Source organism: Streptomyces sp. NPDC050704, from assembly GCF_040654355.1.
Classification (GTDB): Bacteria; Actinomycetota; Actinomycetes; order Streptomycetales; family Streptomycetaceae; genus Streptomyces.
Genome location: NZ_JBFAHW010000006.1, coordinates 1 through 17,605 on the forward strand (window position 1 = coordinate 1; position 17,605 = coordinate 17,605).

Here is a 17,605-nt window from a genome sequence, read left to right on the forward strand (position 1 = left end):
CGCTCATCGGCCTGAACGGCCTCGTCCTCAAACGCCGGACGGGCTGAGTGGGCCGGGACGGGCTGGGGAGGTGCGCGGGCGGGCTGGGGGTTCCTGGACGGGCTGGGTGCGCGGGCGGGCGGGTGCATGGACGGTTGGGTGCCCGAGCGGACGGGCTGGTGAGTGCGCGGGCGGGTGCCTGGACGGGTGGATACCTGGACGGGCGGGTGCGTGGACGGGCCGAGTGCACGGGCTGGCGGGTGCGCGGACGGGCGGGGGGCCTGGACGGGTGGGTGCCCGGGCGGACTGGCGGGCTGGAGGGCAGGGCGCAGCCCGCCCTCCAGGGGCGCGGGGAACTGCGCGACCAGCCACAACCCATCCGCACCCGACGACGCACCCCCTCGGGGTCTGGGGCGGAGCCCCAGGGGAAGGGCAGGAACACCGCTCCGGGGTGCGGGCACAGGCGTGCCCGCACCCCGGACACGGTCGCCATGAACCCCGCTCGGGTCCACGGCTACCGACCGAGGGCCGTCCCCCTCAGCCGGAGCTCTTCACCTGCTCAGGCCAGCGCAGCGAGGCGCTGAGCCTCATCCCGCGTGGAGCGGGCGATGGCGTCCTCGTCGGCGCGCAGCAGCCGGCCGTTCTCGACGATCTGCTCGCCGCCCACGAAGGACGCGGTGACCGGCGCCGCGGCGCCGAAGACGAGGGCGGTGACCGGGTCGGCGATCGACGCGTGGGCCAGGGTGTCCAACTTCCACAGCACCAGGTCGGCGAGCTTGCCCGGCTCAAGGGAGCCGATCTCGCTTGCCCGGCCCAGGACTTGGGCACCGCCGTACGTACCGAGCCGCAGCGCCTGACGGGCGTTCAGCGCGGCCTCGCGATGGGCGCCGAGTCGGTTGATGAGCAGGGCGTTGCGCAGCTCGGTGTGCAGCTCGCCCGACTCGTTCGACGCCGTGCCGTCGACGCCGAGGCCGACCGGGACGCCGGCCGCGAGCATGTCGGGGACGCGCGCGATCCCGGCCGCCAGGCGGGCGTTGGAGGACGGACAGTGGGCCACCCCCGTCTTCGTACGGGCGAACGCGGCGATGTCGGAGTCGTTCATGTGCACGCAGTGCGCCATCCACACGTCCTCGCCGAGCCAGCCGGTCGACTCGAAGTAGTCGGTCGGGCCCATCCCGAACAGCTCCTTGCAGAACTGCTCCTCCTCCACGGTCTCCGAGCCGTGCGTGTGCAGCCGTACGCCCTTGCGGCGGGCCAACTCGGCACCCTGCTTCATCAGTTCGGTCGACACCGAGAAGGGTGAGCAGGGGGCCACGGCCACCTGCGTCATGGCACCGAAGGACGGGTCGTGGTGCTCGTCGACGGTCGCCTCGGTGGCGGCGAGCGCGCCTTCGAGGGTCTCGACGGCGAAGTCCGGCGGCAGCCCGCCGTCCTTCTCGCTGCGGTCCATGGAACCGCGGGCGAGCGTGAAGCGGACGCCCATCTCACGCGCGGCCCGGATGATCGAACCCGACAGGTCGCCGGTGCCCTTCGGGAAGACGTAGTGGTGGTCCATGGCGGTGGTGACACCCCCGCGGGCCATCATGCCGAGGGAGCCCTGGGCCGCCGCGTACGTCATGCGCTCGTCGATGCGCGCCCAGGTCGGGTAGAGCGCGACCAGCCAGTTGAACAGGTTGTGGTCCGTGGCGAGGCCGCGGGTGATCCACTGGTAGAAGTGGTGGTGGGTGTTGACCAGGCCGGGGGTCACCAGATGACCGGTCGCGTCGATACGGCGTACGACGTTCGCCAGGCCCTCCGGGGCCCGGCCCGCACCCAGGGACTCGACGCGGTTGTCCGCCACGACCACGTGACCCGACGCGTACTCGGTGTCGTCGGCGTCCACGGTCGCGATCGCACAGTTCTCGATGACGATGCGCTGAGTCACCGTTGCCATCGTTCGTCCTCTACTTTCCATATCCTCGACGGTGATCAGAGATTGGTGAGGTCCACCGGGATGTGCGGCTCGCAGCCGTCCCGCAGGACGGTGGCCTCGATCAGGCCGTACGGGCGGTCGGCGGCGAAGTACACGGCTCCGTCGGCGGTCTCGTTCTTGAGGCCGAACGGCTCCAGATCCACGAGGAAGTGGTGTTTGTTCGGCAGGGAGAAGCGGACCTCGTCGATCTCGTCGCGGTGGTCGATGATCCGCGACCCCATCTGGTACAGCGTCTGCTGGAGCGACAGCGAGTACGTCTCCGCGAAGGCCTGGAGCATGTGCTTCCTGACCTGCTCGTAGGAGTCCTCCCAGTCGGGCATCCGCTGCTCGTCGTCGGTCCAGTTGAACCGCCAGCGCGCGGAGACGGAGGTCGCGAGGATGCGGTCGTAGGCCTCCGGAAGGGTCGTGTACTTGTCCTTCACATAGCCCCAGAACTCGGAGTCGGTCGAGTTCAGCACGGTCAGGTCCGTGAGGCCGGAGACGACCTCCCACGACGAGCCGTCGTACGTGACCTGGGTCAGCCGGGTCTCCTGCCCCTTGCGGACGAAGGAGTGCGCGCCCGCACCGGCGTTCTCGATCCGCTCCCAGGCGTACTCCTCGATGCGGATACGCGCCGTGCCGATCGGCTCCTGCGAGGTCACGAAGTGCCGGGCGAGGTGGATGCCGAACTGCTCGGCGGACTCGATGCCGTGCTCCTTGGCGAAGGCGTACACCGTGTTCTTGGTGGTGTCCGTCGGCAGGACGTTCGCGTTGGAGCCCGAGTAGTGGACGTCGTCCATGTCGCCGCTCAGCGACACGGAGACGTTGAGGTCCTTGATGTGGTGGGTGGCGCCGTCCCGCGTGATCTTGACGACTCGGTTCTCGGCCTTGCCGTACTGGTTCTGGCCGAGAAGGGCCGGGCGGCCGGGACGGGAAGTGGGGGTCATGTCTGCTAGCTCCCTCGGTAAACGGAGTAGCCGAACGGGTTGAGCAGCAGCGGTACGTGGTAGTGCTCGCCGGGCCGGACGGCGAACGTGATCGCCACCTCCGGGAAGAACACCCCAGGACCGCTGTCCCGATGCGCGGGGGCGTCCTGCTGCGGATCGGCTTGCTTCTTCTCGAAGTCCTGCTTCTTCTCGAAGTACGGCTCCACGGCGAAGTCGAGCCGTACGTGTGCGGTGCCCTCCGGCAGCGCCGGCAGGTCCTTGCACCGCCCGTCCGCGTCGGTCGCGGAACCCCCGAGCGGCTGCCAGTCCGCATCGCGCCCGGAGCGGGCGGACAGCTGGACGGCGACTCCTTCGGCGGGGCGGCCGACGGAGGTGTCCAGGATGTGCGTGGACACCGAGGCGGTGGTGCTGGTGCTCATGCTCGGGCTTCCTCTTCGACGAGTCGGGCCAGCCGGATGCGGTTGATCTTGCCCAACTCTGTGCGCACGATCGCGCGTTCCTGCTCGGGCGAGTTGCCGATCCGCTCCTTGACCGCGTCACGCATCTGCTCACCGGTGCGGCCGGTCGCGCAGATCAGGAAGACGTGGCCGAACCTCTCCTGGTACGCCAGGTTCAGTTCGAGCATCTCCGACCTGAGTCGGTCGGAGGCACCGGCCATGCCGCGCTGCTCGCGCGAGGAGGTCGGATCGCCGGGCTTCGGGCGCCCGATCGGCGGGTGCCCGGCCATCGCCTCCGCCAGGTCGGCAGAGGTCAGCCCGGCCATGGCCGTGTCGCTCGCGGCGAACAGGTCGTCGGTCGTGGCGTACGGGCGATGGGCGAGCAGCCTCCGCGCCCATGCCGAGGAGGCGCACACCTCGTGGAGGGCGGCATAGGCCGCGTGCTCCTCCAGGGCGTTGAACCGGGCGAGGCCCGGCGGCGTGGAAGTCGAAGTCACGGGAGCCTCCGTGGCCTTGTCACTGATCTGGCTGCGACCAGCTAACGCCCTCGAAAACATCGCGTCAACAGTTTGTTGAAAATTCCGGGTACCGGAAGCCGCCGCCCGGTGCTGGGCGGCGGCGCGTCAGACGGGACCCGAGAGGGCGCGTTTCCCCTGGTCAGGAGCTCTTCTCGCGGTTCAGGTAGTTGTAGACCGTGAACCGGCTGACGCCGAGCGCGCTCGCCACGGTCTCCACGCCATGGCGCACGGAGAAGGCCCCGCGCGCCTCGAGTATCCGTACGACCTCCTGCTTCGCCTTGCGGTCGAGCTCCGCGAGGGGCTTGCCGCGCTTGCGCTCCAGGGCGGCGAGGATGTGGTCCAGCGAGTCGGCGAGCTGCGGCAGGCGTACGGCGACGACGTCGGCGCCCGCCCAGGAGAGCACGACGTCGTCGGGGCCGGCCTGATCGGGCGGGAGCATCTCGCCGCCCATGGCGTCGACCAGCGGCTTGACGGCCGTGACGAAGGGGTCGTCCCCGAAAGCGGTCACTTATCCGCCTCCCCGATCACGTTGACCTGGAGCGACACCCGGGTGGCGCCCGCCTCCAGCGCCTTGCGCAACAGGGCGTCGACCGCGGTGAGCACCGAGTCCGCGCCGCCCTCCGCGGTGTTGCCGAACGGACCGACGTCCACGGCGTCCAACTCGGCCCCTTCGATGACCTCGCGGGCGACCAGCGCGTGCGGCGGTGCCTCGTCGAGGTCGAAGGGCTCCGTCGTGAACTCGACTCTCAATCGCACTGTGCCCCCATGGCATCGGCTCCGACCTGTGCGTTTCCCCGGCCCACCGGAAACGAGGGCGGCTCGGGCGCTCAAGCGACCCTAGCCCGGACCCTAGCCCACCGGTCCTCGACCCTGTGAGGAACGGCCGGCCGAACAGCCGGATCGAATATCCGGGCGACCCGTGGGACACACGTTCGGCCGCGTGGGCGCGCGCGGACGGTCGGCAGCGCATAACGATTCGTCCATGAACATCCGCACACGCACCCTTGTGCCGCTGACCGCCCTCGCGGCGTCAGCCCTGGTGCCACTGATGCCGGCGACGGCTTCGGCACGCACCATGCCCACCACGACCATGGTCAAGCTCCCCGCGGGCTACTGCTGTCACGAGATCGCCCCGGCGGGCGACAGCCACATCGCGCCGGTGCTCGATCACGCGCGGCTCAGCGTCCCGTCGGACGTCTCCGTCGGCATCGGCTGCCATCGGCACAACTTCACCCCCGAGGAGCACGTCGACGAGTGCGACGGCGGTGTCGCCCTGGAGTGCGTGTCCGACTCCGAGGCCGGCCGGTGGGGCCTGATCGCGCTGGGCTGCGTCCCCGCGGGCTCCTCGCACACCATCGACCCCCACCACCTGCGGAAGGGACGGTGAAGGGCGCCATGAGGCGACTTCGTCCGCTGCTCGGTGCCGCCCTCGCACTGGCCGCCGCGTTGAACACCGTCACCCTGGTCGCCGGGCCCTCTCCGGCCGCGGCCGCCGACTGGCCGGCCGCCAAGCGCGTTCAGAAGGTGACCGCCACCATCAAGGTCACCGGCACCAGGAACTACGACTTCACCCGCTTCGTGGGTGCCGGCGCCCTCGGCGGCGGTGACCAGGCCGAGAACCAGCCGCCCGTCCTGGAACTCGCCGACGGCGCCACGGTCTCCAACGTCATCATCGGCGCCCCGGCCGCCGACGGCATCCACTGCCGGGGCACCTGCACGCTGAAGAACGTGTGGTGGGAGGACGTCGGCGAGGACGCGGCCACCTTCAAGGGCACCCGCGGCTCGCAGACGATGACGATCGACGGCGGCGGCGCCCGCAAGGCGGCCGACAAGGTGTTCCAGCACAACGGCCCCGGCACGTTCGTCATCCGCAACGTCCAGGTGGAGGGCTTCGGCAAGCTCTACCGCTCCTGCGGCGTCTGCAAGACCCAGTACCAGCGCCATGTCGTCCTGGACAACGTCACCGTGAAGTCCCCCGGGCACGACGTCGTCGGCATCAACCCCACGCCGTACGGGGACACCGCGCGGCTGACGCGGATCACCGTCCTGGGCGACCCGGGGCGCAAGATCGTGATCTGCCAGAAGTTCCGCGGAGTGACCGTCGGGGAGCCCACCAAGACCGGTTCCGGGCCGGACGGCAGGAACTGCCTCTACCGGACGTCGGACATCACCTACAGGTAAGACCCACAGGTAAGGGAGAGACACCGTGGTCCCCACCGGAAGCCGACGCCGGCTCCGCACCCCGCTCACCGCACTGGTGGGCGCGACCGCCCTGGCGGTCCCCCTGCTCCTCGCCCCGGAGGCCGCGGCCCGCGCCGCGGACACCTGCGCCGCCTTCAGCACGGTCAGCATCTCGCCGTACTACCTCAACAACAACGTCTGGGGGGCGAAGAACGCCAGCGGCAAGCAGTGCACCTGGCTCAACTCCTACCGGGGCGGCAAGGCCAACTGGGAGACGTCCTTCGACTGGACCGGCGACAGGACCAGCGTCAAGGCGTACGGCAGCGTCGTCCTCGGCTGGCACTGGGGCTGGAAGGAGAAGAACACCAGGCTCCCGGTCCGGCTCAACAGCGGCCGCAAGGTGACGTCGAGCTGGAACTTCAACATCACCCAGAACACGCCGACGGTCATGAACGTCTCGTACGACCTCTGGTTCCACCAGAAACCCAACCCCGACTGGAAGGACCAGCCCCACGACGAGGTGATGGTCTGGCTCAACCGCCAGAACGGCGCCGGACCCCTGGGCACCAAGCGCGAGCGCCTGACGGTCGCGGGCACGGCCTGGGACCTGTACGTCGGCAAGATCGTCAACAAGGACAGCGGCGGCCGGGTGACGAGCAGCTGGAACGTCTACTCGTACGTCCGTGCCGTCAACACCAACGCGGCGACCACCGACCTCACGGCACTGACGAACGCCCTGGTACAGCGGCGCCTCCTCGCGTCCACCTCCTATCTGACCAGCGTCGAGGCGGGCACCGAGGTGTTCACGGGCAAGGGCAAGCTGAGCACCAGCAGTTACTCCGTGAACGTCGGCTGACCACCATCACGGCGAAGGCTCCGGGCGATTCCGCCCGGAGCCTTCCGCGTGCCCGGCGCATTTCGGGCGGCACCCCTTGACAAGGTCCGCCGACGCGGGCAGCCTTTCCATAAAGCAGAAAGAAGATTCCACAATACGGAACTTGATAGGGAAGGGAGCGCCGACACCCATGCCGGGTTTCTCGATGGACGCAGCCGCGGACCAGCGCTTCAACGTCAACCTGTCGATCCTCTTCACGGAACTCCCGCTCCTGGAGCGCCCGGCGGCCGCCGCCGCGGCGGGCTTCACCGCGGTCGAGCTGTGGTGGCCCTGGATCGACTCCCCCACTCCTGAGGGCGCCGAGCTCGACGCGCTGAAGAAGGCGATCGAGGACGCCGGGGTCCGGCTGACGGGCCTGAACCTCTACGCCGGGCAACTGCCGGGCCCGGACCGGGGCGCACTGTCGATTCCCGGTGCGGAGTCCCAGCGGTTCCGCGCGAACATCGACGTGGCGGCGGACTTCGCGCAGTCGCTGGGCTGCGGGGCCCTGAACGCCCTGTACGGCAACCGCGTCGAGGGCGTGGAGCCGGCCGAGCAGGACGAACTCGCCCTGGAGAACCTGGTGTTGGCGGCCCGCGCGGCCGACCGCATCGGCGCGGTTCTGCTGATCGAGACGCTCAACAAGCCGGAGTCACCGCGCTATCCGCTGGTGTCCGCCCCGGCCGGTGTCGCCGTCGTCGACAGGATCAACGCGGCTACCGGCCTGGGCAACGCCAAGTTCCTGATGGACCTGTACCACCTGTCCATGAACGGCGAGGACCTGCCGTCGGTGATCGAGCGGTACGCCGCGAAGACCGGCCACGTACAGATCGCCGACAACCCTGGCCGCGGCGCCCCGGGCACGGGCACGCTCCCGCTGGAGGACCTCCTCATCCAGCTGAGGAAGGCCGGCTACGACGGCTGGGTCGGCCTGGAGTACAAGCCGGGCGACCGTCCGAGTGACGAGTCCTTCGACTGGCTGCCCGCCGAGGCGCGCGCGGCACGCTGAGCGCCAACTCATCGACGTATCAAGGCTTTTGGACAGTAAGGCTTTCAGAGAGGCACCCTCATGAGCAGCACACTCAGCAATTCCTCCCGCCCAACCCGACCGGCGGTCGCCTGGATCGGGCTCGGCATCATGGGCTCTCCCATGTCCGAGAACCTGATCAAGGCCGGATACGACGTCACCGGCTTCACCCTGGAACAGGACAAGCTGGACCGGCTGACCGCCGCGGGCGGCACGGCGGCGGGCTCGATCGCCGAGGCCGTCCGGGACGCCGACGTCGTGATCACGATGGTGCCCGCCTCCCCGCAGGTCGCGGCCATCGCGTACGGCCCCGACGGCATCCTGGAGAACGCCAGGTCCGGCGCCCTGCTGATCGACATGTCCTCCATCACCCCGCAGACCTCCGTGGACCTGGCGAAGGCGGCGCGGGACAAGGGCATACGCGTCCTGGACGCCCCGGTGTCCGGCGGCGAGGCCGGGGCCGTCGAGGCCGTGCTGTCCATCATGGTCGGCGGCGAGCAGGCCGACTTCGACGCGGCCGAGCCGATCTTCGAGGCGCTGGGCAAGACCATCGTGCTGTGCGGGCCGCACGGCTCCGGCCAGACCGTGAAGGCCGCGAACCAGCTGATCGTCGCCGTGAACATCCAGGCGTGCGCCGAGGCCGTGGTCTTCCTGGAGAAGTCGGGCGTCGACCTCAAGGCGGCCCTCGACGTCCTGAACGGCGGCCTGGCCGGCTCCACCGTGCTGACGCGCAAGAAGGACAACTTCCTGAACCGCGACTTCAGGCCGGGCTTCCGCATCGACCTGCACCACAAGGACATGGGCATCGTCACGGACGCCGCCCGCAACGTCGGCGCGGCGCTGCCGGTCGGCGCCGTGGTAGCCCAACTCGTCGCCTCCCTGCGTACGCAGGGCGACGGCGGCCTGGACCACTCCGCGCTGCTGCGCGCCGTCGAGCGCCTTTCCGGCGCGCAACTCTGAACCCGGGCCCGCGACGCCGGGCCCGCACAGACCTCCGGGCGGCGCCGCCGCTGACAATTGTCCTGTCGCGCCCAAGCGGCGGCGCCGCCCGGAACCGAACGGGACCGCGGTGGTGTGCGAGCCAGTGCGGTGGTGAAGGTCCCGAGGCCCCCTTCTCGACCTGAGGGAACGGGCTGCCCCGGGTCCGTCGCGGCCACCGCGGTCCCAGCCTGAACCACCTGAACCAAGAGCGCCGAGTACGGACGGTCCCGTACTCGGCGCTCTTGGTTCAGGAGAGACCGCGTACATGCGGCGTACGCATCCGGGCGTACCCCGGCTACGGAACCCTCAAATCAACCTCTGAACATGGCCCCGGGGGCTTCAACTCACTGTGCTTCAGGGCACATTCTCAGCATGTGAGGCCCGCCGGCACGGGGGCGGCGGGCCTCATAACGGGGAAACAGCGGGCTTGGCCGGAATCGGAGGTGAGACGCATGAGCGGTGTGATGACCACACCTCGGCGCGAGCAGTTCGCGGAGGCGCTGCTCCACGGCGTCGCCAGCTCCGGCCGGTCCGGCACGGTACTGCGGACGTCGGGGGTGTCCGCGGTTCGGGGGAAGCACGGGGGCGTCGGGTTCGGTCCGGACTGCGGGGGTTGCTCGGACTGAACGCGCCGCGAGGCCCCCGTCCTGGTCCTCAGGACGGGGGCCTCGGCTTGCCCTTCAGTACCTGGCCGGTCAGACCTTCAAGGGTTTGACGGACGTCGGTGCGTGGGCCGGCTCCGTCGCGATCTCCTCGAACTCCACGACGTTGCCGATGTCGTTGGTCGTGGACATCGAGATGTTGGTGACGCGCTCCAGGACGGCCTCGACGACGACCGGCACCTGGAACTCGGCCGCGAGCTTCTTCGCCTGTTCGAAGGCCGCGCCCAGCTCCCTGGGGTCGGTGACGCGGATCGCCTTGCAGCCGAGTCCCTCGACGACCTTGACATGGTCGACTCCGTAGACGCCCAGCTCGGGAGAGTTGAGGTTCTCGAACTCCAGATTGACCTGGAAGTCGATGTCGAACGCCCGCTGGGCCTGCCGGATCAGACCCAGGTAGGCGTTGTTCACCAGGACGTGCACGTACGGGATCCGGTGCTGGGCCCCGACGGCCAGCTCCTCGATCATGAACTGGAAGTCGTAGTCACCGGACAGCGCGACCACCTGCGCCTGAGGGGCGGCCTTGGCGACTCCGAGTGCGGCGGGGACGGTCCAGCCGAGGGGGCCCGCCTGACCGCAGTTGATCCAGTGGCGCGGCCGGTAGACGTGCAGCATCTGGGCGCCGGCGATCTGTGAGAGGCCGATGGTGGTGACGTACCGGGTCTCGGGGCCGAAGGCCCTGTTCATCTCCTCGTAGACGCGCTGCGGCTTGATGGGGATGTCGTCGAAGTGCGTACGGCGCTGGAGTGTCGCCTTCTTCTCCTGGGCCGCCTGCGCCCACCCGGACCGGTCCGGCAGGGCGCCCCGCCCCTTGAGTTCGCGCGCCACCTCGACGAACAGCTTCAGCGCGGCCTTCGCGTCGGACGCGATCCCGTAGTCCGGGGCGAAGATCCTGCCGATCTGGGTGGGCTCGATGTCCACGTGCACGAACTTCCGGCCGGCCGTGTACACGTCCAGCTTGCCGGTGTGACGGTTGGCCCAGCGGTTGCCGATACCGAGGACGAAGTCGGACTCCAGGAAGGTCGCGTTGCCGTAGCGGTGCGAGGTCTGGAGGCCCACCATGCCGGCGTTCAGCTCGTGGTCGTCGGGCAGGATGCCCCAGCCCATCAGGGTCGGGACGACCGGAACACCCGTCAACTCGGCGAATTCCACCAGGAGTTCGGAGGCGTCGGCGTTGATGACACCGCCACCGGCGACGATCAGCGGCCGCTCCGACTCACCCAGGAGCCCGATGGCCTTCTCGATCTGGGCACGGGTCGCGGAGGGTTTGTAGACCGGCAGCGGCTCGTACGTCTCCGGGTCGAACTCGATCTCCGTCAGCTGGACGTCGATGGGCAGGTCGATGAGGACGGGTCCCGGACGGGCCGAGCGCATCAGGTGGAAGGCCTGCTGGAAGACGCCCGGGACCTGGGCGGCTTCGAGGACGGTGACGGCCATTTTCGCCACCGGCCTGGCGATCGAGGCGATGTCGACGGCCTGGAAGTCCTCCTTGTGGATCACCGCGGTCGGGGCCTGCCCGGTGATGCACAGGATCGGGATCGAGTCGCCGGTCGCCGAGTACAGGCCGGTGATCATGTCGGTACCGGCGGGGCCCGACGTACCGATGCAGACACCGATGTTGCCGGCGGCGGTACGGGTGTACCCCTCCGCCATGTGCGAGGCGCCCTCGACGTGCCGGGCCAGGGTGTGGCTGATGCCGCCGGACGCCCTGAGGGCCGCGTAGAACGGGTTGATCGCCGCGCCCGGAACACCGAACGCATCGGTGACGCCCTCACGCTTGAGGATCTCAACTGCCGCGCGGGCAGCGGTCATACGAGCCATTGCGTACTCCTGCTTCGGCCGTCGGATTCGGGCTCCCGTCGCGCCCCGCGGAGAGCTTCAAATTCCGTAATACGGAAAGTAACTTCTACTATCTGGAAGCAATGTATGCGGGGGTCCGTGCAGCGTCAAGGGAGGGCGGACGGCTCGGCGATGGCCGGAATCCCCGGGCGTCCGATCGTTTCGCTGTCGGAGGGCGGGGTTCCGGAGGACGATGGAGTGGCTGTCCCGATGTGGTGTTCTGGAGTGGTTCATGGCCGAGAGCGTGCCGGTACGGTGTCCGGCCTGTCGGCGCGAGCATGTCTATGCGGCGCCGTCGTATCCGTGTGCGTGCGGTACGCCCGTGGCGCCCGTGCTCGACCGGCGCGCGCACCCGGAGCCCGTCACGCACCACACCTGGGACGGCGGCTGGGTGACGGTGCGCTGCGCGGCCTGCGGGCGTGCGGACCAGTGGCCGCGGCCTGAACTGGGGTGCTCCTGCGGGACGGTGCTGCGGATACCGGTGGTGAACGCGGGGACGGAAGCAGCGTTGGGCGCCGGTCCCCATACCGACGCGCACATAGCAGGCGCAGCGGCAGACCCAGACGAAGACCAAGACGAAAACGACGGTTTCAAAACGCGCGCGGGCTCCCACAACAAGCCGAACTCGGACGCGGACGCCGGGCTGACTACGGAGACGGGCGCGGACGACGGTCCGAGCTCGGGCCACGAGCCGGATACGGGCCCGGGCGACGGACCGGAAGCCAACCCGGGCGGCGAGTCCGAGGCCCCGCGCACCGACACCGGCACCGGCACCGGCACCGGCACCCAGCACCCGACGCCGGCCCCGCCCCCGACCTCACCCCACGGCTCCGGCCGCCCCGCCCGCATCCCCCTTCCCCGCACCGCCCCGGCCCCGCGTCCCGCGTTCCAGCCGGTGGCCATCCGTACGGCCCGGGACGCCGTCACCGCCGCCGCCCTCTACCTGCGCTGGCTCGGCTACCGGGACATCCGGCGGGCCGACCAGCGGCCGCCCTCCGGGATAGGCCTGGCGGCCCGCGGGATCGTCGCCCAGGTCGACCCGACCGTGCGCCCCGCGTCCCTGCGTGACGTGGAGTGCCTGTGGCTCACGGCGATGACGGAGTCGGCCGGCTGCGTCTACTTCTCGCTGGCCGGGTACGACGAGGACGCCCGCTCCCGTGCCGACTCCCTCGGCGTCCCGCTCTTCGTGCTGGACCTCACCGGCACCCCGCAACCGGTGAACAGCCTCGCCGACGAACTCATCGCCACCGGAGCCTGACCACCCCCGACTCCCCAACTGCCGGATGCGGTCACATACTTGACCCATGACCATCAGACCCGCGACCGCCACCGACCTCCCGCTGCTCCAGGACATCGAACGCGCCGCGGGCGAACCCTTCCGGGCCCTCGGCATGCCGGAGGTCGCCGACGACGAGCCGCCCGCGCTCGACCTGCTGGAGCGCTTCCGCGAGGCGGGCCACGCCTGGGTCGCCGAGACCGAGGAGGACGGCCGGGTCATCGCGTACCTGATCGGCGAGCCCCTGGACGCCGCGTTCCACATCGAGCAGGTCTCGGTCCACCCGGACGCCGCCCGCCGTGGCGTGGGCCGGGACCTGATCGCGTACGCTGCCGACCGCGCACGCGACCAGGGTCTGGCCGGTCTCACCCTGACCACCTTCGCGGAGGTCCCCTGGAACGCGCCCTATTACGAGCGCCTCGGCTTCCACGTGCTGGCCGAGCCCGAACTCACCCCGGGCCTGCGGAAGATCCGCGCGGCGGAGGCCGACCACGGCCTCGACCGCTGGCCCCGGGTGTGCATGTACAGGGCCACCACCGACCCCGCCCAGGGCCTGGACCCAGGGCGCTAGACGGCGTATTTCTCCCGCAGCTCGATCTTCCGCACCTTCCCCGACACCGTCATCGGAAAGGCCTCCATGATCCGCAACCGGCTGGGCACCTTGTAGTGCGCCAACCGCCCATCGCAGAAGGCCCGTAGCTCCTCCAGCGTCAGCGGGTCGCCGGCGTCGCGCGGGATGACACAGGCGAGTACCTCCTCGCCGTACCGCTCATGGGGTACACCCACCACCTGCACGTCGGCGATCTTCGGGTGTGCGTACAGGAACTCCTCGATCTCGCGGGGGTAGATGTTCTCGCCGCCCCGGATGATCATGTCCTTGATCCGGCCGACGATCTGTACGTATCCGTCGTCGAGCATCACGGCCAGGTCCCCGGTGTGCATCCAGCGCCCGGCGTCGACGGCCTCCGCGGTCTTCTCGGCCTCGTCCCAGTAGCCGAGCATCACGCAGTAACCGCGGGTGCACAGCTCCCCCGCCGAGCCGCGGGGCACCGTCACCCCGGTCGCCGGGTCGACGACCTTGACCTCGATGTGCGGCAGGACGCGGCCGACCGTGCCGGTGCGGTGTTCCAGGTCGTCGTCGCGGCGGGTCTGGAGGGACACCGGCGAGGTCTCGGTCATGCCGTAGCAGATGGAGACCTCTTCCATGTGCATCTCGGCGACCACCCGTTTCATGACCTCGACGGGGCAGGGCGAGCCCGCCATGATGCCGGTCCGCAGGGAGGAGAGGTCGTACGTGGCGAAGTCCGGGAGGTTCAACTCCGCGATGAACATGGTCGGTACGCCGTAGAGAGACGTACACCGCTCCCGCTCGACCGCCTGCAGTGTCGCCGCCGGGTCGAAGGACGGAGCGGGGATGACCACGCACGCGCCGTGCGAGGTGGCCGCGAGGTTGCCCATCACCATGCCGAAGCAGTGGTAGAAGGGCACCGGGACGCAGATCCGGTCCTGCTCGCTGTAGGCGATCAACTCACCGACGAAATAGCCGTTGTTGAGGATGTTGTGGTGCGAGAGGGTCGCGCCCTTGGGGAACCCCGTCGTGCCCGAGGTGTACTGGATGTTGATCGGGTCGTCGCAGGACAACTCGCCACCGCGCGACCGGAACTCCTCGCGCAGATCGGGTGTCCCGCGCCTGACCAGCGCGTCCCAGGTGGGATCGCCGATGTACACGGTCTCCCGCAACTGCGGGCATTTTCCCCGTACTTGCTCGACCATCGCCCGGTAGTCGCTCGACTTGTGGCTGATCGAGGCGAACAGCACGGAGATCCCGGCCTGCTTGAAGACGTACTCGGCCTCGTGGGTGCGGTAGGCCGGGTTGATGTTCACCATGATCGCGCCGATGCGGGCGGTGGCGTACTGGACGAGCACCCACTCGGGGCAGTTGACCGCCCAGATGCCCACCCGGTCACCCTTCGCGACCCCGGTGGCGAGCAGCGCGCACGCCAACTGTTCGACGTCCGCGGCGAATTGGGCGTACGTCCAGCGCCTCCTGGACGGTACGTCGACGAGCGCCTCCCGGTCCGGCCAGGCCGCGACGGCCCGGTCCAGGTTGGCTCCGATCGTGTCTCCGAGCAGGACCGTGCGGCTCGTCCCGTGCGTGTACGACAGTTCGGTCGACAGTTCGGTCGATTCAGACGATTCGGTCACCGGAAGTCCTCCTCGCGGTACTCGGCGGCCGAGCCCGCGGCCGTGGCCTCGCGCAGCTCGATCCGCCGGATCTTCCCCGACACGGTCTTGGGCAGCTCGCCGAACTCCAGGCGGCGGATGCGCTTGTACGGGGCGAGGACGCTGCGCGAGTGCTCGAAGAGCACCTTCGCGGTGTCCGGTCCGGGCTCCCACCCCTCGGCCGGCACGACGTACGCCTTCGGGACCGCGAGCCGCAGCTCGTCCGGGGCGGGCACGACGGCCGCCTCCGCGACGGCCTCGTGTTCCAGCAGCGCGCTCTCCAGCTCGAACGGCGAGATCTTGTAGTCGGACGCCTTGAAGACATCATCGGCGCGCCCGACGTAAGTGATGTATCCGTCGTCATCCCGCGAACCGATGTCACCCGTCCGGTAGTAGCCGTCCGCCATCGCCTCGGCCGTGCGGGCGGCGTCGCCGTGGTAGCCGGTCATCAGGCCCACCGGGTGTGCCGACAGGTCGAGTGCGATCTCGCCCTCCGCCGCGCCCGGCGCGCCCGACACCGGGTCGAGCAGTTCGACCCGGAAACCCGGGCTCGGCCGCCCCATGGACCCGGTCTTCAGCTGCTGACCTGGGCTGTTGGACACCTGCACAGCCGTCTCGGTCTGCCCGAAGCCGTCCCGGACCGTGACACCCCAGGCCCGCCGCACCTGCTCGATGACCTCGGGGTTCAGCGGCTCTCCGGCGGCGACGGCCTCACGCGGCGGCGTCCTCAGCCGGCTCAGGTCGGACTGGATGAGCATGCGCCACACGGTGGGCGGAGCGCAGAACGTCGTCACTCCCGCCCGGTCCATCTCCGCCATCAGCCGGCCCGCGTCGAAGCGCGTGTAGTTGTGGAGGAAGACGGTCGCCTCGGCGTTCCAGGGCGCGAAGAGGTTCGACCAGGCGTGCTTGGCCCAGCCGGGCGAGGAGATGTTCAGGTGTACGTCGCCGGGCTTGAGACCGATCCAGTACATGGTCGCCAAGTGGCCGACCGGGTACGACACATGGGTGTGCTCGACGAGCTTGGGGCGGGCGGTGGTGCCCGAGGTGAAGTACAGCATCAGCGGGTCGTCGGCCCGGGTCGGGCCGTCCGGCCGGAAGCCCGCGGAGGAGGTGCGGCGGTACACGTCCTCGTACGACTGCCAGCCCCGGTGCTCACCGCCGACGGCGATACGTGTGTAGTCGCCGGGCACCTCGTCGAACTTGCCGGTGTCCTCGGCGCGCACGAGCACGTGCCGGACCCGGCCCCGGTCGACGCGGTCCCGCAGGTCGGCGGGGCCCAGCAGCGGGGTGGCCGGGATGACCACGGCGCGCAGCTTCATCGCGGCGAGCGCCGTCACCCACAGCTCGGCCTGGTTGCCGAGCATGACCAGGATCCGGTCCCCGGCCCGGACGCCGAGCTCGCGCAGCCACTCCGCGACCTGGTCGGAGCGCACGGACAGCTCGCCGAAGGACAGGCGGGTCTCGCGGCCGTCCTCCTCGACGATGTGCAGTGCGGTCCGGCCGTTGCCGTCCGCGATCACGTCGAACCAGTCGAGCGCCCAGTTGAAAAACTGCGGGCGGGGCCAGCTGAAACCCCCGTAGGCCGTGGCATAGTCCTCGCGATGCTCCAGCAGGAAGTCCCGCGCGCTGCGGAAGCGCTCCGTCGACGTCATCGTCGTCGTCATCTGTCCTCCTCGGCTCCGGCACCATTGCCGGGTGGCTCAATGACATCGTGTAATCCGTGATGCGGGTCTCACCACCCCCGGACGGGGGTGCGTGGCGGCGAAGGGACGGTCACGTGGCGACAGGCGCAGCCGAAGCGGTGGAGATGCGCGGCGCGCTGATGCGGCTGCGCCGGACGACGGGGCTGCCGGTCGCCTTCGGCGGGCTGGTCGAGCCGGGCCGGCAGCAGGTCCGTATCAGCGAGCTGAACGGCACGGCGACGGCGGCGCTCAGCGCGCTCGCGGTGTCGTCGGGCAACGGACTCGGCGGCAAGGCGGTCGCCCTGGCCAGGCCGTGCGCCGTCACGGACTACTCCGCCTCGCGGCGGATCAGCCACGAGTACGACGCGGCGGTCGCCGCGGAGGGCCTGCGGTCCGTGCTCGCGGTGCCGGTCGTCGTACGCCGCCAGGTGCGCGGTGTCCTGTACGGCGCGCTGCGCACGGCCCAGCCGCTGGGTGACCGGACGCTGGCCGCGGCGGTCGAGGCGGCGCGGGACGTCGAGCAGTCGCTGGTCGTACGGGACGAGGCGCACGGCCTGCTGGCGGTGGCGCACGAGTCGGAGCCGACCGCGGGCGTGCCGTCGGGACGGGTGTGGGAGCAGGTCCGGGAGGCGCACGAGGCACTGCGGGCGCTGGCACCGCGCGTCGTGGACCCGGCGCTGCGGGCGGAGCTCCTCGCGGTCTGCGACACGCTGGCCACGGCACCCGCCCCGCCGCCGACGGCCCGGCGGGTCCGGCTCACCCCGCGTGAGCTGGACGTTCTGACCTGTGTGGCGGCCGGCCGGACCAACGCGGCCGCCGCGGACCGGCTCGGACTGCGGCCCGAGACGGTGAAGGCCTATCTGCGTTCGGCGATGCGCAAGCTGGGCGCGCACACGAGGCTGGAGGCGGTGGTGGCGGCACGGAGGGCGGGGCTGCTGCCCTGAGACCCGTCCCGTCCGTCACGTTTCCATTCATGCGCGAGCACTCTGAAACCGCCTATACCAAGACTCTGTTATTTCCCTCACGGCGCA

General features: G+C 70.1%; 18 protein-coding genes. 9 read left to right on the forward strand and 9 right to left on the reverse strand.

What is annotated here, in order from left to right; translation table 11 throughout:
- Positions 1-538: 538 nt before the first annotated feature.
- The 6 genes from AB0I18_RS04540 to AB0I18_RS04565 all read right to left on the reverse strand — a co-directional run bounded on the left by AB0I18_RS04540 (position 539) and on the right by AB0I18_RS04565 (position 4,588).
- Positions 539-1,912, reverse strand: coding sequence for an 8-oxoguanine deaminase (locus AB0I18_RS04540; RefSeq protein ID WP_363103870.1), 1,374 nt, complete (start codon positions 1,910-1,912; stop codon positions 539-541).
- Between the two features lie 35 nt (positions 1,913-1,947).
- Positions 1,948-2,877, reverse strand: a complete 930-nt coding sequence (gene pucL / locus AB0I18_RS04545; protein WP_363103871.1) for a factor-independent urate hydroxylase — start codon at positions 2,875-2,877, stop codon at positions 1,948-1,950.
- 5 nt (positions 2,878-2,882) lie between these two features.
- Positions 2,883-3,296 (reverse strand): hydroxyisourate hydrolase, encoded by a 414-nt coding sequence (uraH, locus tag AB0I18_RS04550; RefSeq protein ID WP_363103872.1) that lies wholly within the window; start codon positions 3,294-3,296, stop codon positions 2,883-2,885.
- Positions 3,293-3,811 carry a 2-oxo-4-hydroxy-4-carboxy-5-ureidoimidazoline decarboxylase gene (gene uraD, locus AB0I18_RS04555; protein WP_363103873.1) on the reverse strand — a complete coding sequence of 173 codons (519 nt, stop codon included), beginning with the start codon at positions 3,809-3,811 and terminating at the stop codon, positions 3,293-3,295. Before uraD ends, uraH begins: the two co-directional genes overlap by 4 nt.
- Positions 3,812-3,971: 160 nt before the next feature.
- Entirely contained in the window at positions 3,972-4,340 is a 369-nt protein-coding gene (locus tag AB0I18_RS04560; protein ID WP_363103874.1) for a helix-turn-helix domain-containing protein, read from the reverse strand.
- Entirely contained in the window at positions 4,337-4,588 is a 252-nt protein-coding gene (locus AB0I18_RS04565; RefSeq protein WP_363103875.1) for a hypothetical protein, read from the reverse strand. Before AB0I18_RS04565 ends, AB0I18_RS04560 begins: the two co-directional genes overlap by 4 nt.
- Before the next feature lie 226 nt (positions 4,589-4,814).
- Between AB0I18_RS04565 and AB0I18_RS04570 the strand changes: the two genes are divergently transcribed.
- The 6 genes from AB0I18_RS04570 to AB0I18_RS04595 all read left to right on the forward strand — a co-directional run bounded on the left by AB0I18_RS04570 (position 4,815) and on the right by AB0I18_RS04595 (position 9,521).
- Positions 4,815-5,219 (forward strand): hydrophobin family protein, encoded by a 405-nt coding sequence (locus AB0I18_RS04570; protein ID WP_363103876.1) that lies wholly within the window; start codon positions 4,815-4,817, stop codon positions 5,217-5,219.
- 8 nt (positions 5,220-5,227) lie between these two features.
- A complete protein-coding gene (locus AB0I18_RS04575; RefSeq protein WP_363103877.1) occupies positions 5,228-6,013 on the forward strand; it encodes a pectate lyase in 786 nt (261 codons plus the stop codon).
- A gap of 25 nt (positions 6,014-6,038) precedes the next feature.
- The gene (locus AB0I18_RS04580; RefSeq protein ID WP_363103878.1) at positions 6,039-6,869 is read left to right on the forward strand and encodes an endo-1,4-beta-glucanase; all 831 of its coding nucleotides are present in this window, start codon (positions 6,039-6,041) and stop codon (positions 6,867-6,869) included.
- A 169-nt stretch (positions 6,870-7,038) separates the two neighbouring features.
- On the forward strand, positions 7,039-7,896 hold the full coding sequence (locus AB0I18_RS04585) for a TIM barrel protein (RefSeq protein WP_363103879.1): 858 nt from the start codon (positions 7,039-7,041) through the stop codon (positions 7,894-7,896).
- Between the two features lie 60 nt (positions 7,897-7,956).
- Entirely contained in the window at positions 7,957-8,874 is a 918-nt protein-coding gene (locus AB0I18_RS04590; protein WP_363103880.1) for a 2-hydroxy-3-oxopropionate reductase, read from the forward strand.
- Between the two features lie 473 nt (positions 8,875-9,347).
- The gene (locus AB0I18_RS04595) at positions 9,348-9,521 is read left to right on the forward strand and encodes a hypothetical protein (protein WP_363103881.1); all 174 of its coding nucleotides are present in this window, start codon (positions 9,348-9,350) and stop codon (positions 9,519-9,521) included.
- A 69-nt stretch (positions 9,522-9,590) separates the two neighbouring features.
- On the opposite strand, the gene gcl is transcribed toward AB0I18_RS04595, so the two are convergent.
- Positions 9,591-11,375, reverse strand: a complete 1,785-nt coding sequence (gene gcl, locus AB0I18_RS04600) for a glyoxylate carboligase (protein WP_363103882.1) — start codon at positions 11,373-11,375, stop codon at positions 9,591-9,593.
- A gap of 340 nt (positions 11,376-11,715) precedes the next feature.
- Here gcl and AB0I18_RS04605 point away from each other — a divergent pair, with 340 nt between their 5' ends.
- Entirely contained in the window at positions 11,716-12,651 is a 936-nt protein-coding gene (locus AB0I18_RS04605) for a hypothetical protein (RefSeq protein WP_363103883.1), read from the forward strand.
- Positions 12,652-12,697: 46 nt separating this feature from the next.
- Positions 12,698-13,240, forward strand: a complete 543-nt coding sequence (locus tag AB0I18_RS04610) for a GNAT family N-acetyltransferase (RefSeq protein ID WP_363103884.1) — start codon at positions 12,698-12,700, stop codon at positions 13,238-13,240.
- Here the strand turns inward: AB0I18_RS04610 and AB0I18_RS04615 are convergent.
- Together AB0I18_RS04615 and AB0I18_RS04620 are read right to left on the reverse strand one after the other, a co-directional pair.
- Positions 13,237-14,847 carry an AMP-binding protein gene (locus AB0I18_RS04615; RefSeq protein ID WP_363103997.1) on the reverse strand — a complete coding sequence of 537 codons (1,611 nt, stop codon included), beginning with the start codon at positions 14,845-14,847 and terminating at the stop codon, positions 13,237-13,239. The genes AB0I18_RS04610 and AB0I18_RS04615 overlap by 4 nt on opposite strands.
- A 23-nt stretch (positions 14,848-14,870) precedes the next feature.
- The gene (locus tag AB0I18_RS04620) at positions 14,871-16,544 is read right to left on the reverse strand and encodes an AMP-binding protein (RefSeq protein WP_363103998.1); all 1,674 of its coding nucleotides are present in this window, start codon (positions 16,542-16,544) and stop codon (positions 14,871-14,873) included.
- A gap of 125 nt (positions 16,545-16,669) precedes the next feature.
- Between AB0I18_RS04620 and AB0I18_RS04625 the strand changes: the two genes are divergently transcribed.
- Complete coding sequence (locus tag AB0I18_RS04625; RefSeq protein WP_363103885.1) at positions 16,670-17,518, forward strand: LuxR C-terminal-related transcriptional regulator; 849 nt, start codon at positions 16,670-16,672, stop codon at positions 17,516-17,518.
- Positions 17,519-17,605 lie beyond the last annotated feature (87 nt).

Bases quoted from the DNA above. Each gene is read 5' to 3' on its own strand.
- AB0I18_RS04540 (WP_363103870.1), bottom strand. From the start codon at position 1,912: ATGGCAACGGTGACTCAGCGCATCGTCATCGAGAACTGTGCGATCGCG.
- pucL (WP_363103871.1), bottom strand. From the start codon at position 2,877: ATGACCCCCACTTCCCGTCCCGGCCGCCCGGCCCTTCTCGGCCAGAAC.
- uraH (WP_363103872.1), bottom strand. From the start codon at position 3,296: ATGAGCACCAGCACCACCGCCTCGGTGTCCACGCACATCCTGGACACC.
- AB0I18_RS04570 (WP_363103876.1), top strand. From the start codon at position 4,815: ATGAACATCCGCACACGCACCCTTGTGCCGCTGACCGCCCTCGCGGCG.
- AB0I18_RS04575 (WP_363103877.1), top strand. From the start codon at position 5,228: ATGAGGCGACTTCGTCCGCTGCTCGGTGCCGCCCTCGCACTGGCCGCC.
- AB0I18_RS04585 (WP_363103879.1), top strand. From the start codon at position 7,039: ATGCCGGGTTTCTCGATGGACGCAGCCGCGGACCAGCGCTTCAACGTC.
- AB0I18_RS04590 (WP_363103880.1), top strand. From the start codon at position 7,957: ATGAGCAGCACACTCAGCAATTCCTCCCGCCCAACCCGACCGGCGGTC.
- AB0I18_RS04595 (WP_363103881.1), top strand. From the start codon at position 9,348: ATGAGCGGTGTGATGACCACACCTCGGCGCGAGCAGTTCGCGGAGGCG.
- gcl (WP_363103882.1), bottom strand. From the start codon at position 11,375: ATGGCTCGTATGACCGCTGCCCGCGCGGCAGTTGAGATCCTCAAGCGT.
- AB0I18_RS04610 (WP_363103884.1), top strand. From the start codon at position 12,698: ATGACCATCAGACCCGCGACCGCCACCGACCTCCCGCTGCTCCAGGAC.
- AB0I18_RS04620 (WP_363103998.1), bottom strand. From the start codon at position 16,544: ATGACGTCGACGGAGCGCTTCCGCAGCGCGCGGGACTTCCTGCTGGAG.